Origin of the sequence: Bacillus tequilensis, from assembly GCF_012225885.1 — a bacterium.
Taxonomy (GTDB): domain Bacteria; phylum Bacillota; class Bacilli; order Bacillales; family Bacillaceae; genus Bacillus; species Bacillus tequilensis.
Genome location: NZ_CP048852.1, coordinates 82,586 through 97,500 on the forward strand (window position 1 = coordinate 82,586; position 14,915 = coordinate 97,500).

A 14,915-nucleotide genomic window follows, 5' to 3' on the forward strand; every position below is an offset into this window, starting at 1 on the left:
TCCCGGTCTGCCGGGAGTTTTTTTATATTCGTGCATCAAATATGCCATGTCTACGCCGAATGTTATGCTTGGAAGAGAAATTCACTTTTTTCAATAACAAGATTGCTTTACAATAAAAAAACAAGCAAAAAAGAAAATAGAGGAATGATATCAATGGCACAACGCAGACCGGCAGGCAAAAAAGTACCTTTTCAAAAAGACTCATTCTTACAACAATATGAGAAACTTGCGCAATCCAGAAAACAGCATGTACTCCTTGAAAGTGCAAGAGGCGGCAGATACAGCATAGCCGGTCTTGATCCGATTGCGACGGTAAAAGGAAAAGACGGAATAACCACAATTAAGCATGGAGATGAGATGCTGTTTAAAGAAGGTGACCCATTACGGGCCTTCCACAGCTGGTTTAAAACGCTGGAAACAGAAACAGATCACGAGCTTCCGGATTTTCAAGGCGGGGCAATCGGATTTCTCAGCTATGATTACGCACGTTACATTGAAAATTTTAAAATGCTCTCACTAGATGATTTGGAAACACCGGATATTTATTTTCTTGTTTTTGATGATATAGCAGTTTATGACTATCAAGAAGAGTCTCTGTGGCTGATTACTCATGTGAATGGTTCTGATCACGCAACTGCGGATATGAAGCTATCTGAGCTGGAGCGGCTGTGGCTGACTGAGCTCCCTGCTGTCTCTTCGCGAGAGATGAAGCATGAAACAGACGGCTCCTTCGCGGCACCATTTACGGAGGAGGGGTTCTCGCAAGCTGTAGAGAAAATCAAACAATACATCGCCAGCGGAGATGTGTTTCAAGTCAACTTGTCAATCAGACAGTCGCAGTCACTGTCTGCCCACCCATATCAAATTTACAAGACTTTGAGAGCAGTAAATCCTTCTCCTTATATGGCCTATTTAGAAACACCTGATTTCCAAATCATTTGCGGATCGCCTGAACTGCTTGTCAGCAAAAAGGGCAAGCTATTAGAGACGAGGCCAATTGCAGGCACCCGTTCCAGAGGGGAAACCGATGAAGAAGACGAGGCGCTGGCAAACGAATTGATCCATAATGAAAAAGAACGCGCAGAACATGTCATGCTGGTTGATCTAGAGAGGAATGATCTTGGACGAGTATCACGTTACGGGTCTGTGAGCGTGAACGAATTCATGGCAATTGAAAAATACTCGCATGTGATGCATATTGTATCTAATGTCCAAGGTGAACTGCAGGATGGATATGACGCGGTAGATATTATTCATGCTGTATTTCCCGGAGGAACCATTACAGGTGCTCCCAAAGTAAGAACGATGGAAATTATAGAAGAACTTGAGCCGACACGCCGCGGGCTTTATACTGGATCTATAGGATGGTTTGGGTATAATCACGATCTGCAGTTTAATATCGTCATTCGAACCATTTATGCAACCGGAGGGCAGGCATTTATGCAGTCCGGCGCAGGAGTTGTGATTGATTCCGTTCCAAAGCACGAATACAGGGAATCATTCAAAAAAGCTTTTGCAATGCAAAAGGCATTAGAGCTGAGCAAAGAAGAGACAAAAATTAGATGAGGTGAGCGGAGAAATGATTTTAATGATTGATAACTATGATTCATTCACGTACAACTTGGTGCAGTATTTGGGCGAGCTTGGGGAAGAACTGATTGTGAAACGCAACGACAGCATCACGATCGAAGAAATCGAAGAGCTGTCTCCTGATTTTCTGATGATTTCACCTGGACCGTGCAGTCCTGATGAGGCGGGAATCAGCCTTGAAGCTATTAAACATTTCGCAGGCAGAATCCCCATTTTTGGTGTATGCCTCGGACATCAGTCCATCGCACAGGTGTTTGGCGGCGATGTGGTTAGGGCAGAGCGGCTTATGCACGGGAAAACCTCGGATATCGAGCATGACGGCAAGACAATCTTCGAAGGTTTGAAAAATCCCCTTGTCGCGACTCGTTACCATTCGCTGATCGTAAAACCTGAGACCCTGCCAAGCTGTTTTACAGTAACAGCACAAACGAAAGAAGGAGAAATTATGGCCATTCGCCACAATGATCTTCCGATAGAAGGCGTGCAATTTCACCCGGAGTCAATTATGACCTCCTTTGGAAAAGAAATGCTCAGAAATTTCATTGAAACATACCGCAAGGAAGTTATTGCGTGATGATATATGTGAACGGCCGGTATCTAGAGGAGAAAGATGCAGTTCTTTCTCCTTTTGACCATGGATTTTTATATGGGATCGGTGTTTTCGAAACCTTCAGGCTCTACGAAGGATCCCCATTTTTGCTTGATTGGCATATAGAAAGGCTTAAGCGCGCGCTTAACGATCTGCAAATTGAATATACTGTTTCGAAGCATGAGATTCATGAGATGCTGGACAAGCTTCTTTTGCTGAATGAAATCAAGGATGGCAATGCCCGCGTAAGACTGGACATATCAGCCGGGATCAGCGACAAAGGCTTTGTCTCCCAGACATATGATAAGCCCACTGTATTATGTTTTATGAACCAGCTGAAACCAGAAAGCCTTCCTTCGCAAAAAGAAGGAAAGGTTTTATCGTTACGGAGAAACACACCAGAGGGGCCATTTCGGTTAAAATCTCATCATTATTTAAATAATATGTATGCGAAAAGAGAAATCGGAAATGATCCGCGTATCGAAGGAATTTTCTTAACAGAGGATGGAGCTGTTGCAGAAGGCATCATATCAAATGTTTTCTGGAGAAAAGGCAGCTGCATCTATACGCCATCACTTGATACCGGTATTCTGGACGGTGTTACGAGGCGTTTTGTCATAGAAAATGCAAAGAAAATAGGATTGGAACTCAAAACGGGCCGATATGAGCTGAAGGCTCTTTTGTCAGCTGACGAAGCATGGATGACAAACTCTGTTCTTGAGATCATCCCATTTACTAAAATAGAGGAAGTAAACTATGCAGGACGAAGAGGAGAAGCAGCCGCTGCTCTTCAGAAGCTATACAACAAAGAAATAAAGAACATGATCCATGAAAAGGGAGGAAGAGAATGGCGCAGCAAACGATAGACCAAACACAAGTAATCCATACCAAGCCCAGCGCTTTATCATATAAAGAGAAGACGCTGGTGATGGGAATTTTAAACGTAACGCCTGACTCTTTCTCGGACGGCGGAAAATATGACAGCTTGGACAGGGCGCTGCTGCATGCGAAAGAGATGATCGATGACGGCGCCCATATCATTGATATCGGAGGAGAATCGACAAGACCCGGCGCCGAGTATGTGTCAGAGGATGAGGAGATGTCAAGAGTCATTCCAGTGATTGAACGGATCACAAATGAACTGGCTGTGCCGATTTCAGTAGATACGTACAAAGCTTCTGTCGCAGATGAAGCTGTGAAAGCGGGCGCATCCATCATCAATGATATTTGGGGAGCGAAACATGACCCGAAGATGGCTTCCGTTGCAGCCGAACACAATGTTCCCATTGTTCTTATGCATAACCGCCCAGAGAGAAATTACAACGACATATTGCCCGATATGCTGTCGGACTTAATGGAGAGTGTAAAAATCGCTGTTGAGGCCGGAGTAGAGGAGAAGAACATTATCCTTGATCCAGGTATCGGTTTTGCGAAAACTTATCATGACAATCTGGCAGTGATGAACAAGCTCGAGATTTTCAGCGGACTGGGGTATCCGGTTCTTCTGGCAACCTCCCGAAAAAGATTCATCGGACATGTTCTGGATCTTCCGCCTGAGGAGCGGGCTGAGGGAACGGGCGCAACTGTGTGTCTCGGCATTCAAAAAGGCTGTGACATTGTCAGAGTCCATGATGTGAAACAAATTGCCAGAATGGCGAAAATGATGGACGCAATGCTGAATAAGGGAGGGGTGCACCATGGATAAAGTCTACGTAGAAGGCATGGAGTTTTACGGATACCACGGTGTGTTCAAAGAAGAAAACAAGCTCGGTCAGCGGTTTAAAGTTGATTTAACCGCTGAGCTGGATTTAAGCAAAGCCGGACAAACGGACGACCTTGAGCATACGATCAACTATGCTGAGCTCTATCACGTATGTAAAGATATTGTAGAGGGGGAGCCTGTGAAATTGGTAGAAACACTGGCAGAACGCATTGCAGACACGGTTCTCAAACAATTTCAGCCGGTGCAGCAATGTACTGTGAAAGTGATTAAGCCCGACCCGCCGATTCCCGGACACTATAAATCAGTAGCAATTGAAATCACGAGAAAAAAATCATGAACAACATAGCTTATATTGCACTAGGGTCTAATATTGGAGATAAAGAAACGTACTTAAGACAAGCGGTGACCATGCTGCACCAGCATGACGCTGTGAAAGTCACCAAGGTGTCGTCTATTTACGAAACTGATCCGGTCGGATACGAAGACCAAGATGAATTCTTAAATATGGCCGTTGAAATCAAGACATCGCTTAACCCATTTGAACTCCTTAAACTGACGCAGCATATAGAAAATGAATTAGGCAGAACAAGGGAAGTAAGGTGGGGGCCGCGGACGGCAGACCTTGACATTTTGCTGTTTAATCGTGAAAATATTGAAACAGAGCAACTAATTGTTCCGCACCCGAGAATGTATGAGCGTTTGTTTGTCCTTGCGCCGCTTGCGGAGATTTTCCCGCAGGTTGAAAAAGAGGCAAAAAACGCGGAACCAAACCAAGAAGGTGTAAGAGTATGGAAGCAGAAATCTGGGGTAGACGAATTCGTGCATTCAGAAAGCTGAAAGGTTATACTCAAGAAGGATTTGCAAAAGCGTTAGGTATATCAGTTTCTATTCTCGGCGAAATCGAACGCGGAAACCGATTGCCGTCAGCTGCCATCATTCAAGATGCTGCAGAGGTTTTAAATATAAGTGCGGAAGAATTGGCTCCGCCAGAAAAATAAACAAATGAGAAAGGAGGGGGAAAATGTTTAAAATCGGTGATATTCAATTGAAAAACCGGGTTGTGCTAGCCCCGATGGCTGGTGTCTGCAACTCAGCATTCAGATTGACTGTAAAGGAATTCGGAGCCGGATTGGTATGCGCTGAAATGGTCAGTGACAAAGCGATCCTTTACAATAATGCAAAAACAATGGGGATGCTTTACATTGATGAACGTGAAAAACCGCTCAGCCTTCAGATTTTCGGAGGAAAAAAGGAAACCCTTGTGGAAGCGGCGAAGTTTGTAGACCAAAACACAACTGCTGATATTATTGATATTAACATGGGATGTCCTGTACCTAAGATTACAAAATGCGATGCGGGCGCCAAATGGCTTCTTGATCCTGATAAGATTTACGAAATGGTGTCCGCGGTAGTGGATTCCGTTGATAAACCAGTTACAGTCAAAATGAGAATGGGCTGGGATGGAGACCACATTTTCGCAGTGAAAAACGCACAGGCTGTAGAACGTGCGGGCGGAAAAGCTGTTGCGCTTCACGGCCGTACAAGAGTGCAGATGTACGAAGGAACGGCAAACTGGGATATCATCAAAGAAGTAAAACAATCAGTATCGATTCCGGTTATCGGAAACGGCGATGTCAAGACGCCGCAGGATGCTAAACGTATGCTTGAAGAAACAGGGGTAGACGGTGTCATGATCGGACGTGCCGCACTGGGCAATCCGTGGATGATTTATCGTACGGTTCAATACCTTGAAACAGGCGAATTAAAAGAAGAGCCGCAAGTGCGCGAAAAAATGGCGGTATGCAAACTGCATCTTGACCGCCTCATTAACTTAAAAGGTGAAAATGTAGCGGTAAGAGAAATGAGAAAACACGCTGCTTGGTATCTGAAAGGTGTTAAGGGCAATGCGAAGGTTCGTAATGAAATCAACCATTGCGAGACAAGAGAAGAGTTTGTACAGCTTTTAGATGCATTTACTGTTGAGGTTGAGGCAAAAGAGCTTCAAGACGCAAAAGTAGGATAATACTTACTTCTATTTGCTGCTCACTGCCAGTATTGCGCTGGCAGTTTTTCTGCTTTTTTCATGAAACAATATCTGTAATGGAGTGATAACAATGAGTCAAGAAGAGCATAACCATGAAGAATTGAACGATCAGCTGCAAGTCAGACGCGATAAAATGAATCAACTGAGAGATAACGGCATTGATCCGTTCGGCGCACGCTTTGAAAGAACGCACCAGTCTCAGGAAGTTATTTCAGCATATCAAGAACTAACAAAAGAAGAGTTAGAAGAAAAAGCGATCGAAGTGACAATCGCAGGCCGCATGATGACAAAACGCGGCAAAGGAAAAGCCGGCTTTGCGCATCTTCAGGATTTAGAAGGCCAAATTCAAATCTACGTAAGAAAAGACAGTGTCGGTGACGACCAATACGAAATCTTCAAGTCTTCTGACCTTGGTGATCTTATCGGCGTAACCGGAAAAGTCTTCAAAACAAATGTAGGCGAATTGTCTGTAAAAGCAACTTCTTTTGAATTACTGACAAAAGCACTTCGTCCGCTTCCTGACAAATACCATGGTCTAAAAGACGTTGAGCAGCGCTACCGTCAGCGCTATCTGGATCTAATCGTAAATCCGGACAGCAAACATACGTTCATCACACGAAGCAAGATCATTCAAGCTATGAGAAGATACCTTGATGATCACGGATACTTAGAAGTGGAAACACCAACAATGCACAGCATCCCTGGGGGAGCTTCTGCACGTCCGTTTATCACCCACCACAATGCGTTAGATATTCCGCTCTATATGCGTATTGCAATCGAACTGCACCTAAAACGTCTAATCGTCGGCGGTTTAGAAAAAGTGTATGAAATCGGCCGCGTTTTCCGTAATGAAGGTGTCTCTACACGCCATAACCCGGAATTCACGATGATTGAGTTATATGAGGCATATGCGGACTATAAAGATATCATGAGCTTAACTGAAAACCTTGTCGCCCATATCGCCCAAGAAGTGCTTGGAACAACTACGATCCAATACGGAGAAGAACAAATCGATCTTAAACCGGAGTGGAAAAGACTCCACATGGTTGACGCAGTTAAAGAAGCAACTGGTGTTGATTTCTGGGAAGAGGTCACTGTTGAGCAAGCACGCGAATATGCAAAAGAACATGACGTAGAGATCAAAGATTCTATGACAGTAGGTCATATCATCAATGAATTCTTCGAACAAAAAATTGAAGAAACACTTATTCAGCCAACGTTTATTTACGGACATCCTGTGGAAATTTCTCCTCTAGCTAAGAAAAATCCTGAGGATCCGCGTTTTACAGACCGTTTTGAACTGTTTATCGTCGGTCGTGAACATGCGAACGCGTTTACAGAGCTGAATGACCCTATTGATCAGAGAGAACGCTTTGAAGATCAATTAAAAGAGCGCGAAGCTGGTAACGATGAAGCTCATCTAATGGATGAAGACTTTGTTGAAGCTCTGGAATACGGTATGCCGCCAACAGGAGGCTTAGGCATCGGTATCGATCGTCTGGTTATGCTGCTGACGAATGCTCCTTCTATTCGCGACGTGCTGTTATTCCCGCAAATGAGACAACGCTAATAAAGAGGAGCAGTATCCTTTTTTATAAAGGGATGCTGCTCTTTTTAAATTCCTAAGTATTTATTCAAAAAAACTATTGCGCTATTATTTACAAGGTGGTATATTATTATTCGTTGCCGCTAAACAAGGCGATAACGAATAATAGAAATTCAAAAAAGTTATTGACTTCAGTGAGTCGACGAGTTATAATAATAAAGTCGCTTGAAAGAAGTTGACAAAAATGATCTTTGAAAACTAAACAAGACAAAACGTACCTGTTAATTCATTTTTAAACAAATCGCACAGCGATGTGCGTAGTCAGTCAAACTTTTATCGGAGAGTTTGATCCTGGCTCAGGACGAACGCTGGCGGCGTGCCTAATACATGCAAGTCGAGCGGACAGATGGGAGCTTGCTCCCTGATGTTAGCGGCGGACGGGTGAGTAACACGTGGGTAACCTGCCTGTAAGACTGGGATAACTCCGGGAAACCGGGGCTAATACCGGATGGTTGTTTGAACCGCATGGTTCAAACATAAAAGGTGGCTTCGGCTACCACTTACAGATGGACCCGCGGCGCATTAGCTAGTTGGTGAGGTAATGGCTCACCAAGGCGACGATGCGTAGCCGACCTGAGAGGGTGATCGGCCACACTGGGACTGAGACACGGCCCAGACTCCTACGGGAGGCAGCAGTAGGGAATCTTCCGCAATGGACGAAAGTCTGACGGAGCAACGCCGCGTGAGTGATGAAGGTTTTCGGATCGTAAAGCTCTGTTGTTAGGGAAGAACAAGTACCGTTCGAATAGGGCGGTACCTTGACGGTACCTAACCAGAAAGCCACGGCTAACTACGTGCCAGCAGCCGCGGTAATACGTAGGTGGCAAGCGTTGTCCGGAATTATTGGGCGTAAAGGGCTCGCAGGCGGTTTCTTAAGTCTGATGTGAAAGCCCCCGGCTCAACCGGGGAGGGTCATTGGAAACTGGGGAACTTGAGTGCAGAAGAGGAGAGTGGAATTCCACGTGTAGCGGTGAAATGCGTAGAGATGTGGAGGAACACCAGTGGCGAAGGCGACTCTCTGGTCTGTAACTGACGCTGAGGAGCGAAAGCGTGGGGAGCGAACAGGATTAGATACCCTGGTAGTCCACGCCGTAAACGATGAGTGCTAAGTGTTAGGGGGTTTCCGCCCCTTAGTGCTGCAGCTAACGCATTAAGCACTCCGCCTGGGGAGTACGGTCGCAAGACTGAAACTCAAAGGAATTGACGGGGGCCCGCACAAGCGGTGGAGCATGTGGTTTAATTCGAAGCAACGCGAAGAACCTTACCAGGTCTTGACATCCTCTGACAATCCTAGAGATAGGACGTCCCCTTCGGGGGCAGAGTGACAGGTGGTGCATGGTTGTCGTCAGCTCGTGTCGTGAGATGTTGGGTTAAGTCCCGCAACGAGCGCAACCCTTGATCTTAGTTGCCAGCATTCAGTTGGGCACTCTAAGGTGACTGCCGGTGACAAACCGGAGGAAGGTGGGGATGACGTCAAATCATCATGCCCCTTATGACCTGGGCTACACACGTGCTACAATGGACAGAACAAAGGGCAGCGAAACCGCGAGGTTAAGCCAATCCCACAAATCTGTTCTCAGTTCGGATCGCAGTCTGCAACTCGACTGCGTGAAGCTGGAATCGCTAGTAATCGCGGATCAGCATGCCGCGGTGAATACGTTCCCGGGCCTTGTACACACCGCCCGTCACACCACGAGAGTTTGTAACACCCGAAGTCGGTGAGGTAACCTTTTAGGAGCCAGCCGCCGAAGGTGGGACAGATGATTGGGGTGAAGTCGTAACAAGGTAGCCGTATCGGAAGGTGCGGCTGGATCACCTCCTTTCTAAGGATATATACGGAATATAAGACCTTGGGTCTTATAAACAGAACGTTCCCTGTCTTGTTTAGTTTTGAAGGATCATTCCTTCGAAACGTGTTCTTTGAAAACTAGATAACAGTAGACATCACATTCAATTAGTAAGACAAGATATCACATAGTGATTCTTTTTAACGGTTAAGTTAGAAAGGGCGCACGGTGGATGCCTTGGCACTAGGAGCCGATGAAGGACGGGACGAACACCGATATGCTTCGGGGAGCTGTAAGCAAGCTTTGATCCGGAGATTTCCGAATGGGGAAACCCACCACTCGTAATGGAGTGGTATCCATATCTGAATACATAGGATATGAGAAGGCAGACCCGGGGAACTGAAACATCTAAGTACCCGGAGGAAGAGAAAGCAAATGCGATTCCCTGAGTAGCGGCGAGCGAAACGGGATCAGCCCAAACCAAGAGGCTTGCCTCTTGGGGTTGTAGGACACTCTGTACGGAGTTACAAAAGAACGAGGTAGATGAAGAGGTCTGGAAAGGCCCGCCATAGAAGGTAACAGCCCTGTAGTCAAAACTTCGTTCTCTCCTGAGTGGATCCTGAGTACGGCGGAACACGTGAAATTCCGTCGGAATCCGGGAGGACCATCTCCCAAGGCTAAATACTCCCTAGTGACCGATAGTGAACCAGTACCGTGAGGGAAAGGTGAAAAGCACCCCGGAAGGGGAGTGAAAGAGATCCTGAAACCGTGTGCCTACAAGTAGTCAGAGCCCGTTAACGGGTGATGGCGTGCCTTTTGTAGAATGAACCGGCGAGTTACGATCCCGTGCAAGGTTAAGCAGAAGATGCGGAGCCGCAGCGAAAGCGAGTCTGAATAGGGCGCATGAGTACGTGGTCGTAGACCCGAAACCAGGTGATCTACCCATGTCCAGGGTGAAGTTCAGGTAACACTGAATGGAGGCCCGAACCCACGCACGTTGAAAAGTGCGGGGATGAGGTGTGGGTAGGGGTGAAATGCCAATCGAACCTGGAGATAGCTGGTTCTCTCCGAAATAGCTTTAGGGCTAGCCTCAAGGTAAGAGTCTTGGAGGTAGAGCACTGATTGGACTAGGGGCCCCTACCGGGTTACCGAATTCAGTCAAACTCCGAATGCCAATGACTTATCCTTGGGAGTCAGACTGCGAGTGATAAGATCCGTAGTCGAAAGGGAAACAGCCCAGACCGCCAGCTAAGGTCCCAAAGTATACGTTAAGTGGAAAAGGATGTGGAGTTGCTTAGACAACCAGGATGTTGGCTTAGAAGCAGCCACCATTTAAAGAGTGCGTAATAGCTCACTGGTCGAGTGACTCTGCGCCGAAAATGTACCGGGGCTAAACGTATCACCGAAGCTGCGGACTGTTCTTCGAACAGTGGTAGGAGAGCGTTCTAAGGGCTGTGAAGCCAGACCGGAAGGACTGGTGGAGCGCTTAGAAGTGAGAATGCCGGTATGAGTAGCGAAAGAGGGGTGAGAATCCCCTCCACCGAATGCCTAAGGTTTCCTGAGGAAGGCTCGTCCGCTCAGGGTTAGTCGGGACCTAAGCCGAGGCCGAAAGGCGTAGGCGATGGACAACAGGTTGATATTCCTGTACCACCTCCTCACCATTTGAGCAATGGGGGGACGCAGGAGGATAGGGTAAGCGCGGTATTGGATATCCGCGTCCAAGCAGTTAGGCTGGGAAATAGGCAAATCCGTTTCCCATAAGGCTGAGCTGTGATGGCGAGCGAAATATAGTAGCGAAGTTCCTGATTCCACACTGCCAAGAAAAGCCTCTAGCGAGGTGAGAGGTGCCCGTACCGCAAACCGACACAGGTAGGCGAGGAGAGAATCCTAAGGTGATCGAGAGAACTCTCGTTAAGGAACTCGGCAAAATGACCCCGTAACTTCGGGAGAAGGGGTGCTCTGTTAGGGTGCAAGCCCGAGAGAGCCGCAGTGAATAGGCCCAGGCGACTGTTTAGCAAAAACACAGGTCTCTGCGAAGCCGCAAGGCGAAGTATAGGGGCTGACGCCTGCCCGGTGCTGGAAGGTTAAGAGGAGCGCTTAGCGTAAGCGAAGGTGCGAATTGAAGCCCCAGTAAACGGCGGCCGTAACTATAACGGTCCTAAGGTAGCGAAATTCCTTGTCGGGTAAGTTCCGACCCGCACGAAAGGCGCAACGATCTGGGCACTGTCTCAACGAGAGACTCGGTGAAATTATAGTACCTGTGAAGATGCAGGTTACCCGCGACAGGACGGAAAGACCCCGTGGAGCTTTACTGCAGCCTGATATTGAATGTTGGTACAGCTTGTACAGGATAGGTAGGAGCCTTGGAAACCGGAGCGCCAGCTTCGGTGGAGGCATCGGTGGGATACTACCCTGGCTGTATTGACCTTCTAACCCGCCGCCCTTATCGGGCGGGGAGACAGTGTCAGGTGGGCAGTTTGACTGGGGCGGTCGCCTCCTAAAAGGTAACGGAGGCGCCCAAAGGTTCCCTCAGAATGGTTGGAAATCATTCGCAGAGTGTAAAGGCACAAGGGAGCTTGACTGCGAGACCTACAAGTCGAGCAGGGACGAAAGTCGGGCTTAGTGATCCGGTGGTTCCGCATGGAAGGGCCATCGCTCAACGGATAAAAGCTACCCCGGGGATAACAGGCTTATCTCCCCCAAGAGTCCACATCGACGGGGAGGTTTGGCACCTCGATGTCGGCTCATCGCATCCTGGGGCTGTAGTCGGTCCCAAGGGTTGGGCTGTTCGCCCATTAAAGCGGTACGCGAGCTGGGTTCAGAACGTCGTGAGACAGTTCGGTCCCTATCCGTCGCGGGCGCAGGAAATTTGAGAGGAGCTGTCCTTAGTACGAGAGGACCGGGATGGACGCACCGCTGGTGTACCAGTTGTTCTGCCAAGGGCATCGCTGGGTAGCTATGTGCGGACGGGATAAGTGCTGAAAGCATCTAAGCATGAAGCCCCCCTCAAGATGAGATTTCCCATTCCGCAAGGAAGTAAGATCCCTGAAAGATGATCAGGTTGATAGGTCTGAGGTGGAAGTGTGGCGACACATGGAGCTGACAGATACTAATCGATCGAGGACTTAACCACATGTTGAATGATGTCATACCTGTTATCTAGTTTTGAGAGAACACTCTCAATTTGTTTGGTGGCGATAGCGAAGAGGTCACACCCGTTCCCATACCGAACACGGAAGTTAAGCTCTTCAGCGCCGATGGTAGTCGGGGGTTTCCCCCTGTGAGAGTAGGACGCCGCCAAGCAATTGCACGTTAGTGCAATTATGGAGGATTAGCTCAGCTGGGAGAGCATCTGCCTTACAAGCAGAGGGTCGGCGGTTCGAGCCCGTCATCCTCCACCATCTTGCCGGTGTAGCTCAATTGGTAGAGCAACTGACTTGTAATCAGTAGGTTGGGGGTTCAAGTCCTCTTGCCGGCACCACTTTTATATGGTATAATACTCAAGTCTCTTTTAAAAAGAGCCATTAGCTCAGTTGGTAGAGCATCTGACTTTTAATCAGAGGGTCGAAGGTTCGAGTCCTTCATGGCTCACCATTTACGCGGGTGTGGCGGAATTGGCAGACGCGCTAGACTTAGGATCTAGTGTCTTTATGACGTGGGGGTTCAAGTCCCTTCACCCGCATTATATAGGATAACAGTTGTAAAAACTGGATTTCCTGTCTGCGGAAGTAGTTCAGTGGTAGAACACCACCTTGCCAAGGTGGGGGTCGCGGGTTCGAATCCCGTCTTCCGCTCCAACTATACCATCCACGCCGGGGTGGTGGAATTGGCAGACACACAGGACTTAAAATCCTGCGGTAGGTGACTACCGTGCCGGTTCAAGTCCGGCCCTCGGCATTAAATTTTGCGCCCGTAGCTCAATTGGATAGAGCGTTTGACTACGGATCAAAAGGTTAGGGGTTCGACTCCTCTCGGGCGCGCCATTATTCTAATAGAATAAACAAGAAATCGGGAAGTAGCTCAGCTTGGTAGAGCACATGGTTTGGGACCATGGGGTCGCAGGTTCGAATCCTGTCTTCCCGACCATTTTTATGGGGCCTTAGCTCAGCTGGGAGAGCGCCTGCTTTGCACGCAGGAGGTCAGCGGTTCGATCCCGCTAGGCTCCACCAAATGTTTTCTAAAAAAGTTGTTGACTTTAAACAAGCAACATTGTATAATAATAAAGTTGCTTTAACAAAGCGAACAAACGAAATGATCTTTGAAAACTAAACAAGACAAAACGTACCTGTTAATTCATTTTTAAACAAATCGCACAGCGATGTGCGTAGTCAGTCAAACTAGGGCCTGCACGATGCAGGTCACACAGATGTCGTCGCAGGATGCGGCGAACTTAATCTGTGATCCATTTATCGGAGAGTTTGATCCTGGCTCAGGACGAACGCTGGCGGCGTGCCTAATACATGCAAGTCGAGCGGACAGATGGGAGCTTGCTCCCTGATGTTAGCGGCGGACGGGTGAGTAACACGTGGGTAACCTGCCTGTAAGACTGGGATAACTCCGGGAAACCGGGGCTAATACCGGATGGTTGTTTGAACCGCATGGTTCAAACATAAAAGGTGGCTTCGGCTACCACTTACAGATGGACCCGCGGCGCATTAGCTAGTTGGTGAGGTAATGGCTCACCAAGGCGACGATGCGTAGCCGACCTGAGAGGGTGATCGGCCACACTGGGACTGAGACACGGCCCAGACTCCTACGGGAGGCAGCAGTAGGGAATCTTCCGCAATGGACGAAAGTCTGACGGAGCAACGCCGCGTGAGTGATGAAGGTTTTCGGATCGTAAAGCTCTGTTGTTAGGGAAGAACAAGTACCGTTCGAATAGGGCGGTACCTTGACGGTACCTAACCAGAAAGCCACGGCTAACTACGTGCCAGCAGCCGCGGTAATACGTAGGTGGCAAGCGTTGTCCGGAATTATTGGGCGTAAAGGGCTCGCAGGCGGTTTCTTAAGTCTGATGTGAAAGCCCCCGGCTCAACCGGGGAGGGTCATTGGAAACTGGGGAACTTGAGTGCAGAAGAGGAGAGTGGAATTCCACGTGTAGCGGTGAAATGCGTAGAGATGTGGAGGAACACCAGTGGCGAAGGCGACTCTCTGGTCTGTAACTGACGCTGAGGAGCGAAAGCGTGGGGAGCGAACAGGATTAGATACCCTGGTAGTCCACGCCGTAAACGATGAGTGCTAAGTGTTAGGGGGTTTCCGCCCCTTAGTGCTGCAGCTAACGCATTAAGCACTCCGCCTGGGGAGTACGGTCGCAAGACTGAAACTCAAAGGAATTGACGGGGGCCCGCACAAGCGGTGGAGCATGTGGTTTAATTCGAAGCAACGCGAAGAACCTTACCAGGTCTTGACATCCTCTGACAATCCTAGAGATAGGACGTCCCCTTCGGGGGCAGAGTGACAGGTGGTGCATGGTTGTCGTCAGCTCGTGTCGTGAGATGTTGGGTTAAGTCCCGCAACGAGCGCAACCCTTGATCTTAGTTGCCAGCATTCAGTTGGGCACTCTAAGGTGACTGCCG

9 protein-coding genes, 9 tRNA genes and 4 rRNA genes (1 of these 22 cut by a window edge) are annotated in these 14,915 nt (G+C 48.1%); all 22 read left to right on the forward strand.

The genetic code is table 11. The features are described from left to right. Window positions 1-153 precede the first annotated feature (153 nt). Window positions 154-1,566: an anthranilate synthase component I family protein gene (locus G4P54_RS00440; protein WP_167871482.1), complete on the forward strand. Its 1,413-nt coding sequence runs from the start codon at window positions 154-156 to the stop codon at window positions 1,564-1,566. 13 nt (window positions 1,567-1,579) lie between these two features. After that, the gene (gene pabA, locus G4P54_RS00445; RefSeq protein ID WP_024713086.1) at window positions 1,580-2,164 is read left to right on the forward strand and encodes an aminodeoxychorismate/anthranilate synthase component II; all 585 of its coding nucleotides are present in this window, start codon (window positions 1,580-1,582) and stop codon (window positions 2,162-2,164) included. Further along, entirely contained in the window at window positions 2,164-3,045 is an 882-nt protein-coding gene (gene pabC / locus G4P54_RS00450) for an aminodeoxychorismate lyase (RefSeq protein ID WP_167873790.1), read from the forward strand. Before pabA ends, pabC begins: the two co-directional genes overlap by 1 nt. Then, complete coding sequence (gene folP / locus G4P54_RS00455) at window positions 3,027-3,884, forward strand: dihydropteroate synthase (protein WP_167871483.1); 858 nt, start codon at window positions 3,027-3,029, stop codon at window positions 3,882-3,884. Before pabC ends, folP begins: the two co-directional genes overlap by 19 nt. Beyond that, window positions 3,877-4,239 (forward strand): dihydroneopterin aldolase, encoded by a 363-nt coding sequence (gene folB / locus G4P54_RS00460; protein WP_024713089.1) that lies wholly within the window; start codon window positions 3,877-3,879, stop codon window positions 4,237-4,239. Before folP ends, folB begins: the two co-directional genes overlap by 8 nt. After that, the gene (gene folK, locus G4P54_RS00465; protein WP_167871484.1) at window positions 4,236-4,739 is read left to right on the forward strand and encodes a 2-amino-4-hydroxy-6-hydroxymethyldihydropteridine diphosphokinase; all 504 of its coding nucleotides are present in this window, start codon (window positions 4,236-4,238) and stop codon (window positions 4,737-4,739) included. Before folB ends, folK begins: the two co-directional genes overlap by 4 nt. Beyond that, entirely contained in the window at window positions 4,691-4,900 is a 210-nt protein-coding gene (locus tag G4P54_RS00470) for a helix-turn-helix domain-containing protein (RefSeq protein ID WP_024713091.1), read from the forward strand. Before folK ends, G4P54_RS00470 begins: the two co-directional genes overlap by 49 nt. A gap of 23 nt (window positions 4,901-4,923) precedes the next feature. Then, entirely contained in the window at window positions 4,924-5,925 is a 1,002-nt protein-coding gene (gene dusB, locus G4P54_RS00475; RefSeq protein ID WP_167871485.1) for a tRNA dihydrouridine synthase DusB, read from the forward strand. A gap of 91 nt (window positions 5,926-6,016) precedes the next feature. Continuing rightward, complete coding sequence (gene lysS, locus G4P54_RS00480) at window positions 6,017-7,516, forward strand: lysine--tRNA ligase (RefSeq protein ID WP_024713093.1); 1,500 nt, start codon at window positions 6,017-6,019, stop codon at window positions 7,514-7,516. A 309-nt stretch (window positions 7,517-7,825) separates the two neighbouring features. Next, window positions 7,826-9,375 (forward strand): 16S ribosomal RNA (locus G4P54_RS00485). A gap of 169 nt (window positions 9,376-9,544) precedes the next feature. Continuing rightward, window positions 9,545-12,472, forward strand: a 23S ribosomal RNA gene (locus tag G4P54_RS00490). 54 nt (window positions 12,473-12,526) lie between these two features. Beyond that, window positions 12,527-12,642 (forward strand): 5S ribosomal RNA (gene rrf, locus G4P54_RS00495). 22 nt (window positions 12,643-12,664) lie between these two features. Then, window positions 12,665-12,740: transfer RNA gene (locus G4P54_RS00500), tRNA-Val, on the forward strand. 4 nt (window positions 12,741-12,744) lie between these two features. Then, window positions 12,745-12,820 (forward strand) — tRNA-Thr (locus G4P54_RS00505). Window positions 12,821-12,857: 37 nt separating this feature from the next. After that, a tRNA-Lys gene (locus G4P54_RS00510) sits at window positions 12,858-12,933 on the forward strand. Between the two features lie 5 nt (window positions 12,934-12,938). Further along, a tRNA-Leu gene (locus tag G4P54_RS00515) sits at window positions 12,939-13,021 on the forward strand. Window positions 13,022-13,061: 40 nt separating this feature from the next. Further along, window positions 13,062-13,136: transfer RNA gene (locus G4P54_RS00520), tRNA-Gly, on the forward strand. A 14-nt stretch (window positions 13,137-13,150) separates the two neighbouring features. Next, a tRNA-Leu gene (locus G4P54_RS00525) sits at window positions 13,151-13,236 on the forward strand. A 9-nt stretch (window positions 13,237-13,245) separates the two neighbouring features. Further along, a tRNA-Arg gene (locus tag G4P54_RS00530) sits at window positions 13,246-13,322 on the forward strand. 26 nt (window positions 13,323-13,348) lie between these two features. Continuing rightward, window positions 13,349-13,425 (forward strand) — tRNA-Pro (locus tag G4P54_RS00535). A gap of 7 nt (window positions 13,426-13,432) precedes the next feature. After that, a tRNA-Ala gene (locus G4P54_RS00540) sits at window positions 13,433-13,508 on the forward strand. 237 nt (window positions 13,509-13,745) lie between these two features. Further along, window positions 13,746-14,915, forward strand: a 16S ribosomal RNA gene (locus G4P54_RS00545); it runs 380 nt beyond the window's last position. Together the 16S, 23S and 5S rRNA genes with 9 tRNA genes alongside form the textbook arrangement of a ribosomal RNA operon.

What these genes read in the sequence shown, in the direction of transcription:
- folB (WP_024713089.1), top strand. Translation starts at nt 3,877, where the DNA reads ATGGATAAAGTCTACGTAGAAGGCATGGAGTTTTACGGATACCACGGT.
- folP (WP_167871483.1), top strand. Translation starts at nt 3,027, where the DNA reads ATGGCGCAGCAAACGATAGACCAAACACAAGTAATCCATACCAAGCCC.
- pabA (WP_024713086.1), top strand. Translation starts at nt 1,580, where the DNA reads ATGATTTTAATGATTGATAACTATGATTCATTCACGTACAACTTGGTG.
- dusB (WP_167871485.1), top strand. Translation starts at nt 4,924, where the DNA reads ATGTTTAAAATCGGTGATATTCAATTGAAAAACCGGGTTGTGCTAGCC.
- G4P54_RS00470 (WP_024713091.1), top strand. Translation starts at nt 4,691, where the DNA reads ATGGAAGCAGAAATCTGGGGTAGACGAATTCGTGCATTCAGAAAGCTG.
- lysS (WP_024713093.1), top strand. Translation starts at nt 6,017, where the DNA reads ATGAGTCAAGAAGAGCATAACCATGAAGAATTGAACGATCAGCTGCAA.
- G4P54_RS00440 (WP_167871482.1), top strand. Translation starts at nt 154, where the DNA reads ATGGCACAACGCAGACCGGCAGGCAAAAAAGTACCTTTTCAAAAAGAC.
- pabC (WP_167873790.1), top strand. Translation starts at nt 2,164, where the DNA reads ATGATATATGTGAACGGCCGGTATCTAGAGGAGAAAGATGCAGTTCTT.
- folK (WP_167871484.1), top strand. Translation starts at nt 4,236, where the DNA reads ATGAACAACATAGCTTATATTGCACTAGGGTCTAATATTGGAGATAAA.